18 protein-coding genes and 1 pseudogene are annotated in these 24,211 nt (G+C 70.7%); 13 read left to right on the top strand and 6 right to left on the bottom strand.

Annotated elements, in window-relative coordinates; genetic code table 11:
- Window positions 1-13: 13 nt before the first annotated feature.
- Window positions 14-1,249: an acyltransferase gene (locus ACIA1L_RS14350; protein WP_396073129.1), complete on the bottom strand. Its 1,236-nt coding sequence runs from the start codon at window positions 1,247-1,249 to the stop codon at window positions 14-16.
- A gap of 294 nt (window positions 1,250-1,543) precedes the next feature.
- Here ACIA1L_RS14350 and ACIA1L_RS14345 point away from each other — a divergent pair, with 294 nt between their 5' ends.
- A complete protein-coding gene (locus ACIA1L_RS14345; RefSeq protein WP_396073128.1) occupies window positions 1,544-2,368 on the top strand; it encodes a CAP domain-containing protein in 825 nt (274 codons plus the stop codon).
- Between the two features lie 40 nt (window positions 2,369-2,408).
- Here the strand turns inward: ACIA1L_RS14345 and ACIA1L_RS14340 are convergent, their stop codons facing one another.
- Both ACIA1L_RS14340 and ACIA1L_RS14335 read right to left on the bottom strand, forming a co-directional pair.
- The gene (locus ACIA1L_RS14340) at window positions 2,409-2,798 is read right to left on the bottom strand and encodes a MerR family transcriptional regulator (protein ID WP_396073127.1); all 390 of its coding nucleotides are present in this window, start codon (window positions 2,796-2,798) and stop codon (window positions 2,409-2,411) included.
- 23 nt (window positions 2,799-2,821) lie between these two features.
- On the bottom strand, window positions 2,822-4,303 hold the full coding sequence (locus ACIA1L_RS14335) for a SulP family inorganic anion transporter (RefSeq protein ID WP_396073126.1): 1,482 nt from the start codon (window positions 4,301-4,303) through the stop codon (window positions 2,822-2,824).
- A gap of 212 nt (window positions 4,304-4,515) precedes the next feature.
- Between ACIA1L_RS14335 and ACIA1L_RS14330 the strand changes: the two genes are divergently transcribed.
- The 10 genes and pseudogenes from ACIA1L_RS14330 (at window position 4,516) to ACIA1L_RS14285 (ending at window position 16,359) form a co-directional block, all read left to right on the top strand.
- The gene (locus ACIA1L_RS14330; RefSeq protein WP_396073125.1) at window positions 4,516-6,552 is read left to right on the top strand and encodes a discoidin domain-containing protein; all 2,037 of its coding nucleotides are present in this window, start codon (window positions 4,516-4,518) and stop codon (window positions 6,550-6,552) included.
- A gap of 26 nt (window positions 6,553-6,578) precedes the next feature.
- Window positions 6,579-7,223 (top strand): M23 family metallopeptidase, encoded by a 645-nt coding sequence (locus ACIA1L_RS14325; protein ID WP_396073124.1) that lies wholly within the window; start codon window positions 6,579-6,581, stop codon window positions 7,221-7,223.
- A 49-nt stretch (window positions 7,224-7,272) separates the two neighbouring features.
- The gene (locus ACIA1L_RS14320) at window positions 7,273-7,764 is read left to right on the top strand and encodes a chemotaxis protein CheW (RefSeq protein ID WP_396073123.1); all 492 of its coding nucleotides are present in this window, start codon (window positions 7,273-7,275) and stop codon (window positions 7,762-7,764) included.
- Window positions 7,761-9,191 (top strand): CheR family methyltransferase, encoded by a 1,431-nt coding sequence (locus tag ACIA1L_RS14315; protein WP_396073122.1) that lies wholly within the window; start codon window positions 7,761-7,763, stop codon window positions 9,189-9,191. The genes ACIA1L_RS14320 and ACIA1L_RS14315 overlap by 4 nt, the downstream gene beginning before the upstream one ends.
- Window positions 9,188-9,724 carry a chemotaxis protein CheW gene (locus tag ACIA1L_RS14310; RefSeq protein ID WP_396073121.1) on the top strand — a complete coding sequence of 179 codons (537 nt, stop codon included), beginning with the start codon at window positions 9,188-9,190 and terminating at the stop codon, window positions 9,722-9,724. The genes ACIA1L_RS14315 and ACIA1L_RS14310 overlap by 4 nt, the downstream gene beginning before the upstream one ends.
- Window positions 9,724-11,190 (top strand): methyl-accepting chemotaxis protein, encoded by a 1,467-nt coding sequence (locus tag ACIA1L_RS14305; RefSeq protein ID WP_396073120.1) that lies wholly within the window; start codon window positions 9,724-9,726, stop codon window positions 11,188-11,190. The genes ACIA1L_RS14310 and ACIA1L_RS14305 overlap by 1 nt, the downstream gene beginning before the upstream one ends.
- Window positions 11,187-11,459 (top strand): annotated as a pseudogene (locus ACIA1L_RS14300) (Hpt domain-containing protein); the annotation flags it as partial. The gene ACIA1L_RS14305 and the pseudogene ACIA1L_RS14300, both read left to right, overlap by 4 nt.
- 384 nt (window positions 11,460-11,843) lie before the next feature.
- The gene (locus ACIA1L_RS14295; protein ID WP_396073615.1) at window positions 11,844-13,328 is read left to right on the top strand and encodes a response regulator; all 1,485 of its coding nucleotides are present in this window, start codon (window positions 11,844-11,846) and stop codon (window positions 13,326-13,328) included.
- Window positions 13,325-14,407 (top strand): chemotaxis-specific protein-glutamate methyltransferase CheB, encoded by a 1,083-nt coding sequence (gene cheB / locus ACIA1L_RS14290; protein ID WP_396073119.1) that lies wholly within the window; start codon window positions 13,325-13,327, stop codon window positions 14,405-14,407. Before ACIA1L_RS14295 ends, cheB begins: the two co-directional genes overlap by 4 nt.
- Entirely contained in the window at window positions 14,404-16,359 is a 1,956-nt protein-coding gene (locus ACIA1L_RS14285) for a response regulator (RefSeq protein WP_396073118.1), read from the top strand. The genes cheB and ACIA1L_RS14285 overlap by 4 nt, the downstream gene beginning before the upstream one ends.
- Before the next feature lie 61 nt (window positions 16,360-16,420).
- On the opposite strand, the gene ACIA1L_RS14280 is transcribed toward ACIA1L_RS14285, so the two are convergent.
- The 3 genes from ACIA1L_RS14280 to ACIA1L_RS14270 all read right to left on the bottom strand — a co-directional run bounded on the left by ACIA1L_RS14280 (window position 16,421) and on the right by ACIA1L_RS14270 (window position 22,205).
- Window positions 16,421-18,709 (bottom strand): N-acetylmuramoyl-L-alanine amidase, encoded by a 2,289-nt coding sequence (locus ACIA1L_RS14280; protein WP_396073117.1) that lies wholly within the window; start codon window positions 18,707-18,709, stop codon window positions 16,421-16,423.
- A 155-nt stretch (window positions 18,710-18,864) separates the two neighbouring features.
- On the bottom strand, window positions 18,865-21,456 hold the full coding sequence (locus ACIA1L_RS14275) for an FtsX-like permease family protein (RefSeq protein ID WP_396073116.1): 2,592 nt from the start codon (window positions 21,454-21,456) through the stop codon (window positions 18,865-18,867).
- Window positions 21,453-22,205 (bottom strand): ABC transporter ATP-binding protein, encoded by a 753-nt coding sequence (locus ACIA1L_RS14270; RefSeq protein ID WP_396073614.1) that lies wholly within the window; start codon window positions 22,203-22,205, stop codon window positions 21,453-21,455. The genes ACIA1L_RS14275 and ACIA1L_RS14270 overlap by 4 nt, the downstream gene beginning before the upstream one ends.
- Window positions 22,206-22,385: 180 nt before the next feature.
- Here ACIA1L_RS14270 and ACIA1L_RS14265 point away from each other — a divergent pair, with 180 nt between their 5' ends.
- Both ACIA1L_RS14265 and ACIA1L_RS14260 read left to right on the top strand, forming a co-directional pair.
- Window positions 22,386-23,558, top strand: a complete 1,173-nt coding sequence (locus ACIA1L_RS14265; RefSeq protein ID WP_396073115.1) for a sensor histidine kinase — start codon at window positions 22,386-22,388, stop codon at window positions 23,556-23,558.
- Window positions 23,555-24,193 (top strand): response regulator transcription factor, encoded by a 639-nt coding sequence (locus ACIA1L_RS14260; RefSeq protein ID WP_364155677.1) that lies wholly within the window; start codon window positions 23,555-23,557, stop codon window positions 24,191-24,193. The genes ACIA1L_RS14265 and ACIA1L_RS14260 overlap by 4 nt, the downstream gene beginning before the upstream one ends.
- Window positions 24,194-24,211: the final 18 nt, after the last annotated feature.

Here is a 24,211-nt window from a genome sequence, read left to right as displayed (position 1 = left end):
ACTGGCTTGGGGATCAGTCCCGTTCGGAATTGCCGAACCATGACACCGCAGGTTCGTCGGTCGGTTGCGCGCCGCGCCGCGGTGCGGGAGGTACGGGCTCAGCGGTGCTCGCTGACCCCGGGTTGGCCGCGGAGGGTCGGGCCGAAGCGGCCGGGGCAGCGGCGAAGGCCGGTGCCGTGGCTGCTGGCGCCGCGGGGACGGCCGGGGCGGGCGAGGGCGCGGCCGGCCAGAGGCGGGGACGGCGGCGGGCGGCCAGATCCTCGGCCCAGCCGAAGAGCAGGATGGCTACACCGGTGAGGGCGATGGTCGCCGCCAGGGAGACCGGTCCCTCGAAGTTCTCCAGGTCGTCGAGGGCGACCAGCGTGAGGATCGGCCAGATCGCCGCGATGGCAATGTTGTGCCACAGATACACCGTGACCGCCCGGGCGTTGAGCAGGTTGATCGCCCGGTCCAACGGGCGCAGGTGGGACAGCCAGGTGAGGTCGGGGCGCCACCGCAACACCAGCAGGACGAAGGCCAGCGACCACAGCGCCTGGGCCTCTGGCACGTCGTTGACGTCGTAACCGTTCTCGCCCGGGTGGTCGTGCAGCCAGAAGAGCGCCGCGAGGCCGAGCACCGCAGCCGCGGCGGTGACGAGGCTGGGCCGGATGCGGTGCAGGCGGCCGTCGTGGTGGGCGAATCCCGCGATCCAGCAAGCGCCGTAGGTAGCGAAGTCCCACATCGCCGCGTCCGCGCGGCCGAGTGGCAGCTCAAATCCGGTCTTGTCCAGCACCGCGATCAGCACGATCGGTGCGGCAACGGCCGCCCAGACCAATTTTTTGTACGCGAGGTACAGCACCGGCGACAACAGCACAAACCACAGGTACGCCCGGACGTACCAGAGTGGCTCCCACACGTCCATGGCCGCGAGGCTGCCCGGCGGGTCGCCGACCGGCAGGATCCACAGCGCCAGCTTCCAGCTCCAGGGGCGATCGCCGCCCTCTTGCGCGGCCCAGCCGGTGGAGATCATCACTGGGACGGCGACCAGCGCCAGCAACCACAGTGGTGGTAGCAGCCGACGCAACCGCGAGGTGACGACGCTGCCCGCCGAGCGCCGGTCCAGCGAGGCGGCGGTCAGCGATCCGGCCAGGGCGAACATGATGCCCATGGCGGGCAGCAAGATCGACAACCAGGGCCATCCGAAGAGGTGGTAGAGGACGACGCGGACGATCGCGGCGGCCCGGAGGAGGTCCAGGTAGCGGTTACGCACCGCGAAACGGTAGCTACGTCTTAGCCGCGCCGGGGACCGGCCACGTGGTCGGCAAGTACGCCCGGGCGGATTACCCCGAAGGGATGAAGTGTCCGAATTGTCAGTGCGGCTGTGCGTCGCCCGGATTCCGTTGCGGACAGTCAAAATCCCAGGTCAACCGGGCCCTATCCGGGCCGGCAGCGGCAAGATCGTCGGCCCGGCGCCGAGTCACCGCGCTCCGGTCCACCGCGTTGGTCCCCCTCGAAGGCGCTGCGCACGGGCACAGCGCCAGGAGATGAGGAAGAGGGGACAACGGTGCGTAAGCCTGCTGTCGTAGTGGCAGTCGCGGTGTCGGCGGTACTGGCGGGTGGCGTGATGGTCGCGACCACCGCGGGCGCGGAAACCACGCCAGACACTCCCGCGGTGCCTTCAGCCCTGATCCCTGACGTTCCGGCGATTCCCCAGCTGCCTGCCGACGCCGGCGTGCCGACCAGTGACGTGGTGCCCGCCCTGCCCGCCGTGCCCGACGGTGACGCCACGTCTGCTTCCGCCGTACCCGATGCTTCCGAACCGCCGACCGACCAGCCGGCGCGGCCCGGGGGTGTGCCGACCGCCAAGCCGGCACGGCCCGGCGGTGCCGCCGACCCGGCACCCAGCTCGGCGGCCGCGACCCGCGACCCGAAGCCGCACCGACCCGGGTTCTCGGCCCAGCGCGACGTGACGACCGGCCAGGCCATGTCCCCCGACCCGGGCGGCGACGTGCAGCAGCAGGCCGTGCGGCTGGTCAACGAGCACCGCCGGCGGGCCGGCTGCGAGCCGGTGGACGTGGATCGCCGGCTGATCACCGCGGCCAACGGGCACGCCGCCGACATGGCCCGGCGCGGCTACTTCGCGCACGAGGACCGCAACGGGGAACGCGCCGGCGACCGGGTCAGCGAGACGGGCTACCACTGGTCGCGCTACGGCGAGAACATCGCCCGCGGCCAGGACAGCGTCTTCGAGGTGGTGGACGGCTGGATGCACAGCCCTGAGCACCGCGAGAACATTCTGGACTGTCGGCTGCGAGAGGTGGGGTTGGGTCTGGCCTTCTCCGCCGACCGCACGCCGTACTGGGTGCAGAACTTCGCCACGCCTTCCTAGCGAGCCCGGTCCGCGCCGCCGCTGCGCCCAGGCGGCGGCGCTACTGGTTCTGGTCGATGTGGTCCCGGATCTGCTGGGCAAAGCCTTCTGCGGTGGCGAGCTGTTCGCGCAGCGCCTGCACCCGGCTCTGCGCGGCGGTGTGGAACATCGCCAACCGGTCGTGCAGGGCGGTGCGTTCGTCGCCGGTCGCGGTGGCGAGCCGGTCGAGAATGTCGAGCAGGTCGCGCATCTCGTCGAGGGTGAAGCCGAGCGGCTTCATGCGTTTGACGACGCGCAGCCGGTCGAGGTCGGGTGCCGTGTAGAGCCGGAAACCGCCCTCGCTGCGAGCCGAGGGCACGATCAGGCCGGCGTCCTCGTAGTGGCGGATCGTGCGGATGCTCAAACCGACCCGTTCCGCGGCCTCGCCGATCTGCATGCGTCCTGACGTCATCGCCTCAGTGTGCCCGTTGGCCATCAGTGGCTCCCGCCGAGCTTGCCGGCGAGGTTTTCGTGGAAGGACGCGCTGGCATCGTTGAGGCCGGTGATCTCGGCGTGCTTGCCACGGGACCGGTATTTGGTGGTGATGGCGTCCAGCGCGGCGACCGACGAGGCGTCCCAGATGTGCGCGGCGCTCATGTCGATCACCACCCGGTCCGGGTCGCCGGCGTAGTCGAACTGGTAGACGAGGTCATTGCTCGAGGCGAAGAACAACTCGCCGCGGACCCGGTACACCCGGCTGCCGTCATCGTCGAGTTCGCCGGTGACCTCGACGAAGTGCGCGACCCGCCGGGCAAAAATGACCATCGCGGCGAGGACGCCGAGGACGACGCCGACAGCCAGGTTGTGGGTGATCAGGGTGGCCGCGACGGTGACCACCATGACGATGATCTCGCCGGCGGGCATGCGCCGCAGAGTGGCGGGAGCGACGCTGTGCCAGTCGAAGGTGCCCACCGACACGATGACCATGACAGCGACCAGCGCGGCCATCGGAATGACGGCGACAACGTCACCGAGGACCACGACGAGGATGAGCAGGAACAGGCCAGCCAGGAAGGTGGACAGCCGGGTCCGCGCTCCCGAGGCCTTCACATTGATCATTGTCTGCCCGATCATGGCGCAGCCGCCCATGCCGCCGAACAGGCCGGTGACGATGTTGGCGACACCCTGGCCCCAGGACTCGCGGGTCTTGTCCGAGCGGGTGTCGGTGATGTCGTCGACCAGCTTCGCGGTCATCAACGACTCCATCAGCCCGACCAACGCGATTCCCACCGCGTACGGGGCGATGGCGGTCAGGGTGTCCACAGTGAACGGAATGTCAGGCAGCCCCGGCACGGGCAGGCTGTCCGGCAGAGCGCCCTCGTCGCCGACGGTCGGAACGCTCACCTGCACGGCGACGGTGAAGGTTGTCAGCAGCACAATCGTGACCAGCGGAGCGGGAACCACGGCGGTCAGCTTCGGCAGAAACACCATGATGACCAGCGCTACCACGACCAGGGGATAGACCAGCCAGGGTACGCCGATCAGGTGCGGCAGCTGCGCCGTGAAGATGAGGATAGCCAGGGCGTTGACGAAGCCGACCATGACGCTGCGAGGGATGAACCGCATGAGCTTCGCCACCCCGACCAGCGCGAGCACGATCTGGAACGCGCCGCCGAGCAGCACGGCAGCGACCAGGTAACCGAGCCCGTGCTCCTTCGCCAGCGGTGCCACCACCAGTGCGATCGCCCCAGTGGCGGCAGAGATCATCGCGGGCCGGCCGCCGGTGAACGCGATGGTGACGGCCATCGTGAACGAGGCGAACAACCCGATCTTCGGATCCACTCCGGCGAGGATCGAGAACGAAATCGCCTCGGGGATCAAGGCGAGTGCGACGACCAAACCCGCGAGGACTTCCGTACGCAGCACTCGTGCGGAGGTCAACCACTCCGGCCGGGTTCGCATTGCCTGCACCGACATCACACTCATTCCCTGACGACTGACCGCTCCGTGCCGACCCGGAACCATACTCTTACGTCAGGGTAGAGTTGCGCAGACCCGCGAAAGTGAAGAACTTTCGTTACAAGTGTTGCCGGGTCGTCAATCGATGTGTTGCGATGGCCGGACGAGTCGGCCGTTGCCGGCGACCGCCCCGATGTCCACACTGGTCCGGCATCGATCGGGAGCAAGATATGTCTCTCAGGGTTCCAGGGTTCCGCACGCTGATACCCACCCGCCCGAAGCGCACCCACGGGCGCTTCGCCGCCCTCACCGCGGCATGCACGGTGCTGGCACTGCTGCTCGGCTCGACACCCAGCGCGGCGGCCGAGTCGGGTTGGTGGGTGCCGAGCGCGCGGCCCACGCCGGACTCACAGGTCAACGTCACCGGCGAGCCGTTCCGGGGTACCGATGCGCAGGGCCGGGTCCGCGGCCTGGTCGATGCCCACGACCACATCATGTCCAATGAGGCCTTTGGCGGCCGGCTGTTGTGCGGCAAGGCTTTCTCCGAAGCGGGCATCGCCGAGGCGCTGAAGGACTGCCCCGAGCACTACCCGGACGGCACCCTGGCCATCTTCGACTGGATCATGAACGGCGGGGACGGCCGGCACGACCCGAACGGCTGGCCGACGTTCAAGGACTGGCCCGCCCATGACTCGCTGACCCACCAGCAGAACTACTACGCGTGGATCGAGCGGGCCTGGCGCGGCGGCCAGCGGGTGCTGGTCAACGACCTCGTCACCAACGGGGTGATCTGTTCGGTCTACTTCTTCAAGGACCGCAGCTGCGACGAGATGACCTCCATCCGGCTGCAGGCTCGCAAGACCTACGAGATGCAGGATTACGTCGACCGGATGTACGGCGGCCCCGGCAAGGGCTGGTTCCGGATCGTCACGAGCAGCGGTCAGGCCCGGGACATCATCAAGCAGGGCAAGCTCGCCGTCATCCTCGGCGTCGAGACGTCCGAGCCGTTCGGCTGCAAGCAGATCCTCGACATCGCGCAATGCAGCACCGGCGACATCGACCGCGGCCTCGACGAGCTGTTCGCGTTGGGCGTCCGCAGCATGTTCCTCTGCCACAAGTTCGACAATGCGCTGTGCGGCGTCCGGTTCGACTCAGGCACCGTGGGAACGGCGGTCAACGGCGGTCAGTTCCTGTCCACCGGGACCTACTGGGCGACGGAGAACTGCCCGGGGCCCCAGCACGACAACCCGATCGGCGACAGCACCGAGGCCAAGTGCAACATCCGCGGCCTCACCTCGCTCGGCGAGTACACCCTGCGCGGCATGATGAAACGCAAGATGATGGTCGAGATCGACCACATGAGCGTGAAGGCCGCGAACCGCACCCTGGACGTTCTCGAATCCGCGGCCTATCCCGGGGTGATCTCGTCCCACGGCTGGATGGATCTGGGCTGGACGGAACGGGTCTACCGGCTCGGCGGCTTCATCGCGCCGTACATGAGCGGCGCCGAAGGCTTCATCGCTGAGGCCGCGCGCACCAAGGCGTTGCGCGACCGGTACGGCGTCGGGTTCGGCTTCGGCACCGACATGAACGGCTTGGGTGGCTGGCCCGGACCGCGCGGCACCGATGCCCCGAACCCGGTGCGCTATCCCTTCCGCAGCGCCGATGGAAGCGCCGTGCTGGACCGGGTAACCACCGGCGAACGCACCTGGGACCTGAACACCGACGGGGCCGCCCACTACGGCCTGGTGCCCGACTGGGTCGAGCAGATCCGACTGCTGGACGGTGGTCCGGCGGTGGTGAACGATCTGTTGCTGGGCGCCGAGTCGTACCTGCGGACCTGGTCCGCGTCGGAGCAGCATGCGCCCGGGGTGAACCTCGCCAGGAACGCGGCCGCGGCGGCGAGCTCCACTGAATGGAATCCGTTCGTCAGCTACGCCCCCGGTAAGGCCGTCGACGGTGACACGGCGACCCGGTGGGCGAGCGGGTGGAGCGACAACCAGTGGTGGCGCATCGACCTCGGTGCGAACCGGGTGGTCCGCAACGTCACCCTCGACTGGGAGAGCGCGTACGGCAAGGCGTACCGCATCGAGGTATCCCCCGACGGGAACACTTGGCAGACGGTGTGGTCCACCACGACCGGCGACGGCGGCATAGACAACGTGCAGTTCACCCCCACCTCGACCCGTTACCTGCGCGTCTACGGGGTGCAACGCGGCACCGGCTGGGGCTACTCGCTCAAGGAGGTCAGCGTTTACGGCGGGTAAGCCGCGCATTGCCGCGACCTGCGATCATGGGGCCGGTGACAGCCCGACCGCGCCCCTGGGTACGCCGCAGTGTCATCGCCGCAGTGGTGGGAGTCTGCCTGGTCGTTGCGGCCGCCGCATACATCGTGCTGCGGCCGCCCGGCCCCCGCCCCGCCTTCCAGCTGCCGGTGGCGTGCGGCGAGACCTGGAAGTTGGGCACCTACCCGGGACACGACGACTACGATGTCGACCTGTTCCCCGAGCAGGGCGAGGCTTGGGGCCGACCGGTCCTCGCCGCCGCCGCGGGCACCGTCACCAAGGCCGGGATCAACGGGACGGTGGGCGGGCGCAACCCGGAGAATCCGGACGGCCCACGCGGCAAGGGCGGCGGCTACTGGGTGAAGATCGACCACGGCGGCCGGTGGTCGACGCTGTACCTGCACATGCTCGAACCACCGCTGGTGCGCGAAGGGCAGCACGTGGAACTCGGTGACCAGATCGGCAAGGTCGGCAGCACGGGCAACTCGGGCGCCCCGCATCTGCATCACGAACAGCTTCGAGGCTTCGAGAAGGTGGAGACCTCCTTCGGGGGCGTACCGTCGGGGATCACGACCGACGACCGGGAATACTCGGTGTCGCGGAAAAGCGGCAACTGCGCATCCGGCGGGCAGAATGACCAGCGCCCTGGCTGAACTGAAACATTCTCGCTGATCAGGGCGAGATGCCCGCTAGCCTGAGCCAATGGGGCAGCCGGGACATATCGCACCACTTGCGGGGACGCCCGCCGGTGTGCCGTCGCTCGTCTTCCGAGCTGGCCCACTGCTGTGTGCCCTGCGCATTGAAGACGTCATCGAGACCATGCGCCCGCTGACCACCCATCCGCTCGCCGGGACGCCGCCCTTCGTCAGCGGCATCTGCATCATGCGCGGCGTACCGACCCTGGTGATCGACGTCGCCCGGCTGCTCGGCGGGGTCACCACGCCGGCGGGCCGGTTCGTCGCCGTCCGCACCGAGCGGGGTCCGGTGGCGTTCGCGATCAGCTCGATCCTCGGCGTACGGCCGGTCGGCGCGGGCACCACAGCCGGGCAGGAAGCTCTGCTCGGGGACGCACCCGCCCGCCTGATCGACGCGGTCGGCACCATGGACTCCGAACCCGTCCTCGTCCTGCGCGGGATGCGCCTGGTGCCGGACGAGGTGTGGGCAGCCGCAGCGGAACTGGCGGTGGCGACGTGAGCGCCCCGGCCGACGTCGCCCGTTTCCGGGTGCAACTCGCCAGCCAACTCGGCTGGACGTTCGACGACAACGACGTACCCCAGCTGGCCGAGGTCCTGCGCAAACGGGTCGCCGCGGAGAGGCTGGATCCGGCGGGATACCTGCGGAGGCTCTCCGCAGGTGCCTGGGAGCGGGAGCTGAAGACGCTCGCCGAGGAACTGAGCATCAATGAGACCTACTTCTTCCGGCACGGCGAGCAGTTCCGCGCGCTCGCTGAGATGGTCCTCCCGGCCCGGATCCTCGACCGCGGCGTTCAGCGGGTGCTGCGCATGCTGTCGGTCGGGTGCTCCTCCGGCGAGGAGGCGTACACGCTGGCGATCGTGGCCCGGGAGGCGCAGCCCGGCCCGGACTGGATCGTCTCCGTGCTGGGCCTGGACGCCAGCGCCGCCGTGCTCAAACGGGCCGAACGAGCCCGCTACTCGGCCTGGTCACTGCGCGAAACCCCGGACGTCATCCGGGAGCGCTGGTTCCGCCCGCGCGACGGCGAATACGAGCTCGACGCCCGCATCCGCTCCGACGTCCGCTTCCGCCGCTACAACGTCGCCAGCGACGATGCCGACCTGTGGCGGGCCGGCCAATACGACGTGGTCTTCTGCCGCAACCTGCTCATGTACCTCACCCCGGAACTGCAGGCGTCACTGGTACGGCGCATGACGGGTGCCCTGGCTCCCGGCGGCTATCTGTTCCTCGGCCACACCGACTCGCTGGGGCCACGGCCGGAGGGGCTCGAGCCGCAGCATTCACATCAGACGTTCTATTACCGTCGTCCGGCCGTACCGTCGCCATCAGCAGCCGAACCACGGCCGGAGCCGGCGGCGATGTCTGCGGCTCCGGCACCCGTGGCGCAGCCGCGAGAGGTGCCTGCGGCACCGGCCGACCGGCGGTCCCAGAACGTGCATGAGCAGGCGATGCGGCTACTGCGCGACGAACGGTTCGCGGAGGCCCTGACGCTGGTGGAACGCGGCCTGGGCGAGCGGCCCGAGGCGCGCGAGTTGCTCCTGCACGGCGTCCTGCTGGCACAGGCGGGCCGCCTCGCGGAAGCCGAGATGGTGTGCCGACGGCTGCTCGACGCCGACGGCCTCAACGCCGACGCCCACCATCAGCTGGCCGTCTGCCTGGAGGGTGGTGCCGCGGTGGACGTGGCGATCGGGCATTACAAGCTGGCCGCACACCTCGATCCAGGGTTTGCCATGCCGCGGCTGCGGCTCGGGCTGCTGGCCCGCCGCCGGGGCGAGAATCAGACGGCGAGCGCCGAGCTGGACCGGGCGCTGACGCTGTTGCGCAGCGAGCGCGAGGACCGCCTGACGCTGTTCGGTGGCGGGTTCGGCCGGCTCGCCCTCACCAACCTGTGCCGGGCCGAACTGGACGCCTGCGGGGTGCGTCGATGAGCACCAACGACGTTGCCGACCGGCTGACCGGACTACGCGCAGACTTCGACCGGTCATTCGCCGAGCCGTCCCGCAGCCACGACCTCGCCTTCGCCGAGCTGCTCGCCGTGCACGCGGGCGGGCGGCCGTACGCCCTGCGCCTCTCCCAGGCTTCAGGCCTGCACCAGGGACGGCCCGTGACACCGCTGCCCGGACCGCAAGCGGCGCTGCTCGGAGTGGCCGGCTTCGGCGGTGCGATCGTGCCCGTGTACGACCTGGCCGCGCTGCTCGGACACGCGGTTCCGGACCGGCCGCGCTGGCTCGTGCTGGCCGCCGGCGCACCCCCCTTGGCCTTCGCCTTCCACCAACTCGACGGGCATGTCCGGGTCGCCGCGGCAGACATCGTCGAAGAGGCCCGCACGGACGGCGGCGACATTTTGAGTGGCATGGTTCCGCTCGCCGGGGGAACGCGGCCGGTGATCGACCTGCCCGCGGCCCGCGCCTCGGTGCACCGGCTCACCGGCCACCACCAACCGACGGAACAGGAGCGATGATGGCGGCACGCAACTTCGGCACCAAGCTGGCGGGTGGCGTCGGCATCACGCTCGTCCTCACGCTGGTCATGGGCGCGGCCGCGGTGGCTGCATTGTCCATCGTGGTCGACGCCAAGGACGACGCGATCCGGGTGGCAGCCGACGAGCTGGTCGGTGCCGAACACCTGGTCACCAAGACGGAAAGCCGGATCTCCGACTACCGCGGCTATCTGCTCAACGGCAGCCAGGAGTACCTCGATGCGACAAACAACGACCGGCAGCAGTTCCTCGCCGTCCTAGCCGACCTGAAGGCTTCGATGACCGACGCCAAGTCACTGCAACTGCTCGACGCGGTCGCTGATGCGGAGGCGGCCCACGCCGCGGTCCTGCAACCGGTCATCGAACGCCGCAAGACCATGACCGACCTGCGGAACATCAGTCAACTCAACGCTTCCGAGGTCGCCCCGGCACGGGCGACGTTGCAGAAGGCGAACGCGGACCTCACCGCCGGAGTTCGCGCCGACGTGGAAGCGACTCGCAAGGCGTCGTCGGCCAAAGCTACCCAGTCCATTGTGGTGATCATCGTGCTGGGCGGAGCGGCGCTGGTGTTTGGCGCTCTGGTGGCCTGGAAACTCAGCCGGGATCTGCGGCGTGAGGTCGGTGCAGCGGTCGGGCACATCCAGAGCTCGTCGGCGCAGCTCGAAGCGGCGGCCGCCCAGCAGGCCAGTGGCGGGCAGGACCAGGCCAGCGCGATGAACGAGATCACCACCACCATCAGCGAACTGCTCATCACCTCTCGGCAGATCGCCGACAGCGCGCAGCGAGTCTCCACGATCGCGGAGGAGACCGCCGAGGCGGCCCGCAACGGCGACGCGACCATCGAACAGACCCGGACGTCGATCTCGGCGATCCGCACCCAGGTCGACCAGATCGTGCAGCACATGCTGGCGCTCGGCGAGAAGTCGCAGCAGATCGGCGGCGTCGTCGAATTGGTCTCCGAGCTGGCCGAGCAGACCAACATCCTGGCTATCAACGCGACGATCGAGGCGAGCGGCGCGGGCGAGTGGGGCCGCCGGTTCGCGGTGGTCGCCGAGGAGATCCGCAAGCTCGCCGACCGGACCGCCGGCTCGGCGAAAGAGATCCGGGCGCTCATCGAAGACGTTCGCGGTGCGGTCAACACCACGGTGATGGCTACCGAGATCGGAGCGAAGTCCGTGGACGCGGGCTCCCGGCAGTTCGACGACGCCACGGACTCGTTCCGGCGCATCGCCCACCTGGTCGCCACCACCAACGACGCGACCCGCGAGATCGAGCTGTCGACCAAGCAGCAGACCACGGCCGTCGAGCAGGTCAACGTCGCCGCATCGGACACCGCCCGGGTTACCCGGGAGACCGAGGCGAGCGCCGTGCAGACCCGGCAGACCGCCGCGCACCTGTCGAACCTCTCGGGCGACCTGCTCGACCTGGTAGGCACCGGCCGCCGATGAGTCAGGATCCGCTGCGCTACTTCCGGGTGGAGGCCCGGGAGCTGGTGGACCAGATCAGTGCCGGCGTCCTCGATCTGGACCAGCGTCCCGGCACCGACCTGGTGGCCCGGCTGCTGCGCTTCGCGCACACGCTCAAAGGCGCCGCCCGGGTGGTCCGGCAGCAGGAAATCGCCGACCGGGCGCACGCGTTCGAGGAAGTCCTGGTACCGCACCGCACTGACGACGGTCCGCTGCCGGCAAACGAGATGCGTGAGCTGCTGCGGCTCAACGACGAGATCGAAGGCTTCGTCGCCGCGCTGGAACCCGCCGCCGAAGGCACGCCACCGGCCGCGGACCGGGCCACACCGGCCACGGCGCCGCCCGCGGCAAGCCCGGCTGCACCCGGACCCACGCCGGCGCCGGCTGCCGCACCGACGGCGCCCGCCGAGCCCGCACCGCCCGCCGCGCCGGCCGAACCGGTGCCTGCCATCCGGGCAGCCAGCGCCGACGTCGACGATCTACTCGACGCGGTCGGCGAGGCACACGCCCGGTTCGCGCCGCTGCGCACCGGCAACGCCACCTTCAATCGGCTGCACCGCGCCGCCGAATCCCTCGCCGACCAGCTGCGGGCCGACCGCACCGGCGGGCACACCGGCACCGCACACGCGGCGGCGATGCGCCTCGCCGCCGACCTCGGCGCGTTCGGCCGCCAGCTGATCGACACCGTGGAACAGGTCGAGCGCGAACTCGACGAAATCCGCGGCCGCGCCGAACGGTTGCGTCTGGTCGCCGCGTCCAGCATTTTCACCGGGCTGCGGCGGGCCGTCCGCGACGCCGCGGAGGCGCAAGGCCGCCGGGTCCGCTTCGACGGCCACGGCGGCGACCTGCGGATGGACCCGCACGTGCTGGCACTGGCGAACGGGGCGCTGCTGCACATCGTCCGCAACGCGGTCGTGCACGGCATCGAAGGCGAAGACGAGCGGATCCCGGCGGGCAAACCCGCCGAAGGCACGGTGACCGTCGCGGTCGAACGCCGGGGCAGCTACGCCGCATTCATCTGTACGGACGACGGCCGCGGCTTCGACCTGGCTGCGGTCCGGCGCACCGCCGAAGCCCGCGGCCTGCTGGTCCCGGGCGGCACCGAGCTCGGCGAGCAGGCACTCCTCGACCTCGTCATGCGCGGCGGCATCAGCACCTCCCCCACGGTGACCGAAGTGGCCGGCCGCGGCATCGGCATGGACGTGGCCCGCGACGTCGCCGACCAGCTCGGCGGAGACGTGGCGATCCGCACCGAGACCGGCAAGGGCACCACCATCGAACTCATCCTGCCGCTGGCCCTGCTGTCGTTGCACGGACTCATCGTGGAGGCGGCCGGCTCGGTGGCAACCGTTCCGCTGGACTCGGTCCGCACCTGCGTACGCCTGGCTCCGGGACAAGCCACCACCGCGGTGGTGACCGGCAAGCTGGCCTATGACGGCGAAGCCCTGCCCTTCCTGCCCCTGGCCCGCGCCCTGTACGCGGGCACCACCGTCTCCGAAGAGGAAGGTGGCCCCGGCGTCGCCGTCGTCGTCACCGCGGACGGACGCTCGGTCGCTGTCGGCGTCGACCGGCTCGCCGGCACCTCTACCCTGGTCGTCCGCCCGCTGCCGGAACTGGCCCCGGCCGCCCCGGTGATCGGTGGCGTGTCGATGGACCTCGACGGCAACCCGCGGCTCGTCCTCGACGCCCAAGGTGTCGTCACGGAAGCGTCCCGGATCGGCGGCGGTGCGGCGCCACCGGAGCCCGCCCGGCGGCTGCCGATTCTCGTGGTCGACGACTCGCTCACCACCCGCATGTTGGAACGCAGCATCCTGGAGTCCGCCGGCTACGAGGTGGACCTGGCGGCCTCCGGCGAGGAGGGCCTCGAGAAAGCCCGGTCCCGGCAGTACGGCCTCTACCTTTCCGACATCGACATGCCCGGCATCGACGGCTTCACCTTCGTCGCCGAGACCCGTGCCGACCCCGACCTCGCCATGGTGCCCGCCATCCTGGTCAGCTCCCGCGCCAGTGCGGAGGACCGGGCCCGCGGCGTGCAGGTCGGCGCGTCCGCGTACGTGGTCAAGGGCGAGTTCAACCAGGAGGAACTGCTCTCCCACATCCGAAGGCTGGTGTCCGCATGATCCGCGTGCTGGTCGTGGAGGACTCGGCGACGATGCGTGCTCACCTGCGCGAATCGTTGGCCGCCGACCCGGAACTGCAGGTGGTCGGCGAGGCCACCGACGGCGGGCAGGCGGTGGAACTGGTCGGCCGGTTGCGGCCCGACGTGGTGACGATGGACATGATGCTGCCGACGATGAGCGGGCTGGAAGCCACCGAACACATCATGGCGGAGAACCCCACCCCGATCCTCGTGGTGTCGTCCGCCGACCGGCAGGAGCTGTTCACCACCTACAACGCGCTCGCGGCCGGGGCGGTCGACGTGTTGGAGAAACCGCGGGGCGACGCATCGGACGCCGGTTGGGCGCGGCGGCTGTGCTCGGCCGTACGGCTGGTGTCGCGGATCCGGGTCATCACCCACCCCCGCGCCAAGCTCGACGGCCGGTCCCGGAGCACGAGCCCACCGCCGGCGCCACCGCTGCCCACCCCGGCCGCGCCGCCGCTGCGGGACCACGCCGTGCAGGTGGTAGCGGTCGGTGCCTCGACCGGCGGGCCCGGCGCGCTCACTGACCTGCTGCGGGCGCTGCCGTCCGGGTTCCGTACGCCGATCCTCTGCGTCCAGCACATCGCCGCGAGCGAGCCGTTCGCCGTGGCGTTCTCCGACTGGCTCGCCGGGCAGTCCGGCCGCGACGTGACATATGCGCGCGATGGCGTGCCGTTGCGCGGCGTGGGTGGGCGGGTGCTGCTTGCCCCGCCCGACCGGCACATGTTCGTCAGCGAAGGCCTGATCCGGCTCAGCGACGCTCCCCCGCGGCACTCGTGCCGACCCTCGGTGGACGTGCTGTTCGAATCGGTCGCCGCCGAGTGCGGTGCCGCTGCGGCCGGTGTCCTGCTCACCGGCATGGGCCGCGACGGCGCGGAGGGGTTGCTGCGGATGCGCGCCCGCGGTGCCGTCACGTACGCCCAGGACGAGGCGAGTTGCGTCGTCTACGGCATGCCGCGGGAGGCGGCGCTGCTGGGTGCTGCCGCGTACATTCTGCCGCCGACACGGATCGCCGCGCGGCTGACCGAACCGTCCCCAGTCGAGGGGGTGCGTCGATGAACCCGACCGTGCTGATCGTCGACGACAGCCTCACCGTGCGGATGGACCTCCACGAGGCCTTCGAGGCTGACGGCTTCGCCACGAAGCTGTGCGCGACCGGCGAGGAAGCCCGCGCGGCGTTTCGGGCGGGTGGCTTCGACGTGGCGGTGTTGGATGTTCTGTTGCCCGACGCCGATGGCGTGGAGCTGCTGCGTGAGCTGCGCGCCTTGCCGGGCCGGGCTGAGACGGTGACAGTGCTGTTGTCGAGCGAGGCCGAGGTCGCGGATCGCCTGCATGGTCTGCGGACCGGCGCCGACGAATACGTGGGCAAGCCGTACGACGCCGGCTATGTGGTGGCGCGGTCGCGCCAGTTGCTCGGCGACGACGGCACACCCGCCGACCCGCGGACGACCGTGCTGGTCATCGACGACAGCCTGACCTTCCGCGAACAACTGCGTGACCTGCTGGAACCCGAGGGGTACGCGGTGATCACGGCCGCGTCCGGCGAGGAGGGCCTGCGGACGGCCGCCGACCGGCGCCCACAGGCGGTCATTGTGGACGGCGTCATGCCGGGGATCGACGGTGCGACAGTGATTCGTCGGCTGCGGCTGGATCCCGCGCTGCGGGACATACCGTGCCTGTTGATGACGGCCGCCGACGACTACGCGACCGAGGTGCAGATGTTGGAGGCGGGCGCTGACGCGTTCGTCCGCAAGCAACAGGATCTCGCTGTGGTGCTCGCCAAGCTGGCGGCCGTCCTGCGGACCAGCGCGGAGCAGCTGCCCATCGAGATGATCGGCAGCCTGCACGGTCCTGGCAAGGTACTGGCCGTCACCGCGGACCGCGGACGCCGCGAGCAGTGGGGCGACGCACTGCGCGCTGACGGCTTCGACGTGGTCGCGGCGTCCGGTGGTGACGAGGCGCTGGACCTGCTGGCCGCCCAGCCGGTCGACTGCATCGTCCTGCACCTGGACGCCGAGGCCCGGCTGACGTGCGCGCGGATCAAGGAAGCACCGCAGATCGGCGACACCCCGCTGGTGATGATCGGTGACCGGGACGACGCCCTGTTGGAGAGTTTGGCCGCGGGCGCCGACGACTATGTCCGTGCCACCGAGGGCGCCGACACGCTGCGCGCGCACGTCCGCGCTCAGATCCGTCGCAAGCAGTCCCTCGACGAGTCCCGCCGCATCCGTGAGGAACTCATGCGCCGCGAGCTGGACGCGGCCGGCGAACGCGCCGCACGGCAGCTCGCCGAAACCCGCGCCGCGCTGGTCGAGGAGCTGGAGTGGCGTAACCGGGAGTTGGAGGCGTTCAGCGGTTCGGTCTCGCACGACCTGCGCGGGCCGCTGCAGGTGATCAGCAGTTATGCCGAGACGATCCTCGAGGACGATGAGGACGAGCCGCTGGGCGCGGAGGTTCGGCACCGGATCGAACGGATTCAGGCGGCGGCCGGACGGATGGCCGACCTGGTCGAGTCGCTGCTGATCCTGTCCCGGGCCAGCCGGGGCGAGCTGCGGCGTCGGGATTTCGACCTGACCGAGACGGTGTGGCAGGTCATCCGGGAGGTGGAGGCGCGCGAGCCGGGCCGCGAGATCGAGTTCCGGGTGGACCCGGCGATGACCGCAGACGGGGACGAGGGCCTGGTCCGGGTGATCCTGGAGAACCTGATCAACAACGCTGCCAAGTTCACCCGCAAGGTCGAGAAGCCGGTGATCGAGATCGGTTGGAACGGTCCGGGCGAGGATCCCCACTATCACGTCCGCGACAACGGCGCCGGTTTCCCGGCGGGCAAGGCGGGCGAGCTATTCCGGCCCTTCGCCCGGTTGCACAGCGCCGACGACTTCCCGGGCACCGGCATCGGCCTGACCACGGTGCACCGCGCGGTGGAACGCCACGGCGGGGAAATCCACGCTGAAGGCGAGGACGGCCGCGGCGCGACCTTCTGGTTCACCCTCCCGCCGACCCGCCGCTAAAGCACCCGCTGCCGGGCTCCCCTGTGTGGAGTGCCCGGCAGCGGTCAGCTGTGCGTGGCGGTTACCGCAGGTAGGACAGGCCGTCCAGGGTGACGGCCGGGCGGCCACCCGTGGCCCGGACCACCACCGTCACCGTGTGCTTCCCGGCCGCCAGGTTGCGGGTCCAGATGGCCTGGCGGTTTGTCGTCTTCGCGGCGCGGGTGTCCACGGTGGCGACCTTCTTGCCGTCCACGTAGACGTCGACCTTGCCGGAGCGGGCCGTTCGAGCGGCGATCAGCGACACCGCACGACCGGTGAAGGTCCACGTCAGTTTGGCGTTGCGCTGGGAGCTGGTCAGGGACTTCCCGTTGAGCTGCGAAGCCTTCTTGACCGCCTTCCAGGTGCCTTTACGCTTGGCGGCCGTTTCGGGCACCAGCACGGGGGTGCGGACCAGCGCGCCGGTGCCCACGTTGCCCACGGCGTCCCGGGCGGAGATGCGGAAGGTCCGGGCCGCGCCGGGCGGGGTCGTCGTAGCCCAGGACCGGGCGGTGACCGGCAGGCCGACGGAGGACGGCGAGGTGGCGCTGACCCCGGTGACCCGGACGTTGTCGGTGACACCGAAGGTCATCGTGACCGGCACCGCGGCCGTGGTCACGGTCCCGCCGCGCAGACTGAGCCCGGTCGCGGTCACTACCGGCGCGTTCACGTCGGAGAAGACGGTGAGCGCGGGCGTGGTCTCCACCGCGCCGCGGACGTGAGTAGCGCGCAGGGCGACCTTGTGCGAGCCCGACGCCAGCGGTACGGCGGCCGAGCGCACTCCCGCGGGATACGTGCCCTGGACGGCGCCATCGACGAGCACCTCGAAGCGAGCGATCTGGTCGGTCGGGGTGGCCGCCGACCACGTCAGCGCCGCCGAGCCTTTGACGAAGTAGGTGTTGCCGCCCAGGACACCGCCGGTCGGCGGCTTCAGGCTCAGCCCGAACACGCGGTCGGCCGCCTCGGCGCGGATCACCGGGAGCTGCGCATACAGGGCGTCGCCGGGGCACTGGGTGGCGTAGCCGTCGCGGTGTCCAGAGATCCGGTTGAAGGTCACGACGGTGCCGCGGGGGAACTTGCCGTCGTTGACGCCGGAGGTCATCGTGGCGGTGCTCGCCGGGTCGAAACCGTAGGCGGAAAGCTTCGCCGCGGCCAACTGGGAGAGGACGCGCCTGGTCACCTCGGGAACGCCGTCCTTGATGTACGTCCCCAGCACCGCAACGCCGCTCGACCCGGTGTTGAAGCCGTACGTCTGGGCGCCCACGACGGCCTTGTCGACCCCGCCGGCCCGGCCCTCGAACAGGGTGCCGCACCGGTCCACGAGGAAGTTGTAGCCGATGTCGCCCCAGTCGAGGCTCTTCGTGTGATACGTGTGGATGGCTCGGATGTGCGCGGCCGACTTTGCGCAGTCGGACGGGGCCGCGTCCGCGGTGTGGTGCACGAAGACGACTTTCACCGCCGGCGCGATGGTCGGTGGCCCGGACACGATGCTCTCGTCGGCGCCCCAGCCCCGGCGGCTGACGTAGTTCGGCAGTCCGACGGTGTCAGCGGCGGCCCGGCGTCCCACAGCGGCGGGAGGCGCGGGGGCGGGTTCCGGGGAGGTGGGAGCCGTCGTGGTGGGGGTCGAGGTGGGCGCTTCTGCCGCAGGAGACTCGGTGGCTGCAGCGGGCGAGGGCTCCTCGACCGGCGCCGACGATGCCGTTAGCTCGGGCGAAGCCGGAGCGGCGGGCAAGCTCGATGGTGCAGCGGGCTCGAGGGCGAACCCGCCGCCCTGGCCGCCGGACGAGGACCGTGCGGACTTGGCGGGCGAGGAACCCGGATCGATGAGGTCGAGCCGCAGGCCCTTGGGCAGCGGCGCGGTGCCCGCAGCCCCCCGGATGCGAGCGGCGACCCCGTCGGACTCGCCCACCCACAACGGCTCGGTGGCACCGCGGCCGTGCCCGGCGTCGGGGCCGCGGGAGCCGTCCGTCTCGAGCACGTGCCAGTCGCTCCACGCCTGGGTTGCCACGGACCGGGTCCGCACCTCGACCTTCCCCGCGACGACAGCCGCCCGGTCGGTCCAGGTGACGCCGAGGAGGCTGAACGGCTGGGTCGACCGTTTCGGCACGTCGGTGCTGCGGGCGCCGGCGGCCGCGGGCAGGGCGAGCGTGCGCAGCTCACCACGCACCGGCTTACCGGCACCGTGTTCCACGACCGGCTCGGCGACAACCGCGGCTGGCGCGGCGGCACTGTCGGTGGCGGTCTGTGCCGGCGGGTCGGACGGCACCCACAGCACCGCCGCGGTAACTCCGCCGGCGACGACCACGGCTGTGCCGGTGACCAACTTCAGTCTCACGCAAACCCCTCACGCCCGACCGGCACGGATGTCGGCCGATCGGGCGTGAGAGTAGCGGTTTTTGGTTGCTCGGGTGATCCCGGTCGGCATCCCCTGGGGGCAGGCCTGGCCCGGTTCCGCCGACCGGTTGGCCGGATCCATCCGTTACGGCGGACTCAGTCGGTGGCGAGTGCGGCCACCGGGCTGACCTTCGCGGCCTTCCGTGCGGGAAGCACTCCCGCCAGTGCGGTGAAAGTCACCAGTGCGACGAACACGAGGGCGAGCTGTCCCACGGGCAGCTCCAGCGGAGCGTTGACACCCAGCGCCTTCACCATCAGCCAGGCGTACGGCACGCCGAGCAGGAGTCCGGCGGCCGCCCCGATGACGCCGTAGAGGCTCGATTCGGCGGTGAGCATGGCGCGCAGGCCACCGCGGGACAGCCCGACCGCCCGCAGCAGACCCGACTCGCGGACCCGTTCGACCACGGACAGCGCGGTGGTGGTGCCGACGCCGACGACCGCGATCAGCACGGTCAGGCCCACCAGGCCGAGGACCACCGCGAGCACACTGGCAATGATCTTGTTCGCCTCGTCCCGCTGGTCGGCCAACACTTCGAGACCGAGGCCGGTGTTCCCGCGCTGCAGCTGACGCATGGCCTTCAGAGCGGCCGTACGCCCGTCCTCGTCCGGCTTGGCAGCGTCGACGAGCAGACCGGTGGGGTTGGCCGGCGCACCGAGCTTCGTGAGGTCGGCCGGGTCGGTGATGAGCTCCGACTGCAGCGGGGCCGAGTCGGGGAACACGGCGACCACCTCGACGGTCGCCTTCTTCGCCCCCGCCTTGAGGTCGAGGGTGGAGCCCACCCGCGCGTCGATGTCGTCCGCGAGCCAGCCACTGATAGCGATCTTGCCGGGACCGATCGCGGCGAGCGAGCCGTTCTGGACATCGATCTTCTTCAGCTCCGGCAGGGCGGTCATGGCGAGGTCGTTGGCACGCAGCTTCCAGTCCAGACCGCTGCCGGTCAGCTCGATGGTGTCCAGCCGCCGGTACGGCGCCACGTGCGTCAGATCGGCGCTGGCCTTCGCCTGGGTCAGGACCGTGGCCGGGAGGGTGGCCGGCGCCCCGCCGTTGCTCTCCTGCGCCCGCAGTTCGAAGTCCGCGGGTGCCGACGAGGCGAGCTGCCGGTCGGTGAGGATCCGCGCGGAGGCGCCGGTCACGACGACGCTGGCGATGAGGGTGACGCCGAGCGCGACGACCACGGAGACCGCGGCGGCCCGGCGGGGCGCACCGCCGACGCCGCCGACCGCGAGGCGGCCCACCGGTCCGAGCCGGCGCAGCGGCCAGCCGAGGGCGGCGAGCAGCGGGCGGACCAGCACCGGGCCCAGTGCCATCAGCGCCAGGAAGGCCAGCAGGCCGGAGGCGACGACGGAGAGCATCATCGGCTCGGGGTCGTAGTCCTTGGTGTCGCGGCCGGGCAGGTTGGTGACCACGTACGCGGCCAGCAGCCCCGATCCGAGGGCGAGCAGGACCCCGACCACGGCGCGGAACTTACCGATGGTCTTGCTCCCGGACGTGGTGCTCGCGGACCGCAGGGCTTCCATCGGCGAGACCTTCGCGGCGGTGAATGCCGGGGCGACGACGGCGATCACGGTGATGGCGACGGCGAGCAGGACGACGTAGAGCGCGGGCCGCACCGGCGCGCCGGGCGAGACGACCGCGATGTCGAAGGCGCGGATCAGCGGGGGCAGGGCGTGACCGAAGGCGAGCGCGCCGAGCACACCTACGACGCCGGCGACCAGGCCGGTGAGCGCGCCTTCGGCGGCGAGGGCGCGCCACAGCGGGCCGCGGCCGGCACCGACGGCACGCAGCAGGGCGAGCTGGCGCATGCGCTGGGCGAACACGATGCGGAAGGTGGAGGTGGCGACCAGCGCGGCGGCGCACACGGCGACGGCGACGAAGACACCGATCGCCATGAAGAGCGTCTTGATGTCAGCGGCGGCCGCCTCCGCCTCGTCCCGGCGCACGTCGGCGCCGGAGCGGACCGCGGCGGCCTGCAGGCCATCGGCCGGCTTGGGCCCGGCGGCGATGATCCGCTCGGCGGCGGCGGTGACGGCGGCGGAATCGGCTCCCGGTTCCAGCCGCAGCTCGACCTGCCGGACGGAGGGGTTGCGACCCTGCAGGGCGGTCACGGTGCTCTGCGGCGCGTACGCGGTAGCGCCGAAGTCCCCTTCGGTGTCCACGACACCGGTGACGGTGAGCTTGACCGGGTTGATCGGCTTGCTCGTCTTGTCGTCCCAGTCGGTGTGGATGGTGATGGTGCTGCCCACGGGCAGGCCCATCCGGCTCGCCGTACGCGGGCTGACCGCAAGTTGACCCGGCGCCGAAGGGTACGTGCCCTCGATGGTGCGGGTGGTGGCGAGCGGCCCGGTGCCCGGGTCGGCCATGATCTCGAGGTATTCGCCGTTGACGTCACCGCCGGCCCGGACCCGTCCGGCGGCCTCCGCCACGCCGGGTACGGCCCGGAACTTGGCGATGTCACCGGGAGCCAGTGCCACCTCGGTGTACGGGTCGGAGCCCGCAGCTGCGCCGATCACCAGGTCGGCGGCGGCCGGGGTGCCGCTGAGTCCTTCGATGGTCGTCTTCTCGGTGATGTCCTGGGCCAGGATCGTCGCGTAGACGACGAATGAGGCGACAAGCACCGCCAGACCGGTCAACAGCAACCGCGCGGGCCGCCGGGCCACCCCGGCGAGCTGGGTGCCGAGAACCTTCATCGGTGGTCCCCCAGCCCCTGCAGCGCCGCCGCGACCGAAGCGCGATCCGGACGGTCGATTTCGCCCGCGATCCGACCGTCCGCGAGCAGCACGACCCGGTCCGCGTACGCGGCAGCACCGGGGTCGTGCGTAACCATCACGACGGTCTGGCCCAGGTCGCGCACCGAGTCCCGCAGGAACGCGAGCACTTCCGCGCCGGATCGAGAGTCCAGGTTGCCGGTCGGCTCGTCGGCGAACACCACCTCGGGCCGCGACACCAGCGCCCGCGCCAGGGCGACGCGCTGCTGCTGACCGCCGGAAAGCTCGCTCGGTCGGTGCGCCAGGCGCTCCCTGATGCCCAGCACCTCGGTCAGCCGGGCCAGCAGGCCGTTCTCCGGCGACCGGCCGGCCAGGTCGAGGGGCAGGGTGATGTTCTGTTCGGCGGTCAGCTGCGGCAGCAGGTTGAAGGACTGGAACACGAAACCGATCCGCTCCCGCCGCACCTTCGTCAGCACCTTGTCCGACAGCACGGTCAGGTCGGTGCCGCCCAGGAGCGCCCGGCCCGACGTCGCCGTGTCCAACCCGGCGAGGCAGTGCATCAACGTCGACTTGCCCGACCCGGACGGGCCCATGATCGCCGTGAACTGCGCCCGGGCGAAGCCGACAGTCACCCCGTCGAGGGCGCGCACCGCTGTGTCGCCACTGCCGTACACCTTCACCAGGTCCTCGGCCGCCACGGCCGTCAAAGGACCGCCCACCGTGGGGTTCATCGGCGCGACGGCCGGGGACTGCGAATACATGGGTTGCCTCCGGAATAGTGGATCAGACGGGGAGAATCCTGTGGGAGGAGCCCGGGGTGGCACATCGGTCCGCAGCGGGGAACGGCGCCGGCTGTGGATCTGCCTTTCGGCCGATGAGGGCCGCCGGAACAGCGGTTACGCTGGGTCACGATGTTGACGCAACGTGCCCTGTTCTTCCGGCTGGCCCAGGTGGGCGCTCTCTTCCTGATGGCGCTGCTGGGCATGTTCGATGTGGCCAACGGCATGGCTTCCAGCGGCGACATGGTCTTTCTCCAGGTCCTGAGCGCGATCGCCACCGCCGTGGTCTGGCTGCCTCGGCACCGGCACAACTCAGCCCGTCTGCCAAAAGTCGCAACCGTGCTCGGGATCTGTTCGCTGCTGCTGACCGTCGGCGTGGGCGGAACCAACCTCGATTACGGCGGCAGCTACGGTCTCGCCGAAACGGTCGGGCTGCTCGGCGTCCTGTTCGTGGTCAGCCGACACGGCGAGGCCCGCTGGTCGGTCATCGGCGTGCTGGCGATCGGCGCGGCGCTCGGTTTCCTGCCGCTGCGCAGTGGTTTCGACACCGGCATGGTCATCGCCGGCCTCACCCAGGGCCTGTTCGGCACGGCGGTCATCGGCCTCGGCATCTACCTGCGGACGGTCGAGGCGACGCGGAACCGGGCGATGGACGCGGTCCGCGCCGAGCAGCGGGCCGAGTTCGCCCGCGACCTGCACGACTTCATCGCTCATCACGTGACGGGGATCGTGGTGCAGGCCCAGGGCGCGCGGTTCATCGCCGAGCAGGACCCGAAGCGGGTGTTGCTCGCGCTGGAGCAGATCGAGACGGCGGGTGCCGAGACCATGGCGTCGATGCGGCGCATGGTCGGCGTGCTCCGCGACCCGAACGCCCAGCCGGATGCCCCGTTGACTCCGCTGGCCGGGGTCGACGAGCTGAGCCCACTGCTCGACCAGTTCACCAACTCCGGTGGGCCGCTCGCCCGCCTGCACGTGGACGGCAGCACCGAAGGCGTGCCGGTGGAGGTGTCGACGTCGGCGTACCGGGTGGTGATGGAGGCATTGACCAATATTCGGCGCCACGCGCAGGGCGCCCGGGTCGCCGACGTGTGGGTGCGCCGGACGCCGGACTGGCTGCTGGTCCGGGTGGCGAACGACGGACTGCCACCGAAGGCCGGCACGCCGCGGGAGGCGCCAGGGTACGGTCTCGTGGGCCTGCAGGAGCGGGTCCGCGCGGTGGGCGGGCGCATCACCGCCGGGCCGGGCATCGACGGCGGCTGGGTCGTCGACGCGGCCCTGCCCTTGGACCAGGAGGTGACGCAGTGATCCGCGTGATGATCGCCGACGACCAGGCGATGGTACGGACCGGCTTCGGCATGATCATCGGTGCGCAGCCCGACATGGAGCTCGTCGGCGAGGCAGCCGACGGCGTCGAGGCGGTCGCGATGGCCCGCAAACTCAAGCCGGACGTGGCGCTGTTCGACATCCGCATGCCGCGGATGGACGGCCTCGAAGCACTGCGGCTGCTCGCCGGGCCGGGCGTCGCGGATCCGATGAAGGTGGTCGTCGTCACGACGTTCGACCTCGACGAGTACGTGCACCAGGCGCTGCGCAACGGCGCGGCGGGCTTCCTGCTCAAGGACTCCGGCCCGGCGCTGCTGGTGGAATCGGTCCGTGCAGCGGTGTCCGGCGACGCACTGATCAGCCCGTCGATCACCGTACGGTTGCTGGAGCACCTGTCCCCGCCCGCGCCCAGTGATGACGACGGCGGTCTGTCGCCGCGCGAGTTGGACGTCGTGAAACTCGCCGCGCGGGGCCTGACCAACGCGGAGATCGCGACCGAGCTGTTCATCTCCGTGGGCACGGTGAAGACCCATCTGGGCAGCGTGCAGACCAAGCTGAACGCCCGCAACCGGGTGGAGATCGCCGCCTGGGCGTGGGAGCGCCGCCTGGTGGGCTGACCCTGAACGGGGGAATTC

Source organism: Actinoplanes sp. NPDC051859 (assembly GCF_044452725.1).
Lineage (GTDB): Bacteria > Actinomycetota > Actinomycetes > Mycobacteriales > Micromonosporaceae > Actinoplanes.
Note: the sequence above shows the minus strand (reverse complement) of the source record. Positions and strands in the feature narration are given on the sequence as shown.